Below are 251 nucleotides of genomic sequence, written 5' to 3' on the forward strand. Positions count from 1 at the left end.
GTATCCAGAGCTGCAGGTGGTTGTCACTGGAAAGCCGCTGCGCGGCCCAGCGGCCGAAGGTGGGCGAATCCTGGCGCATATCCACGGCGACGTCGTAGATCTCGCCTTCGGTCACGTGCAGCAATTTTCCCTGAGGTTCCGAGGTCTGGTAATGCAGGCCACGCAACACATGGCGATGAGATTCGGACTGGTTATCCTGCACAAAGCGCAACTCTCGTCCTACCGCGGCATCCAGCACCGATTGCCGATAG

Annotated in this window: 1 protein-coding gene; it reads right to left on the bottom strand. The window is 59.8% G+C overall.

The features are described 5' to 3' along the window. Positions 1–251, bottom strand: a 251-nt coding sequence (locus SB751_RS33410; RefSeq protein ID WP_410749421.1) for a dTDP-4-dehydrorhamnose 3,5-epimerase family protein, incomplete at both ends; no start/stop codon positions are given.

This window comes from Cupriavidus sp. SIMBA_020 (genome assembly GCF_046535395.1).
Taxonomy (GTDB): Bacteria; Pseudomonadota; Gammaproteobacteria; order Burkholderiales; family Burkholderiaceae; genus Cupriavidus; species Cupriavidus campinensis.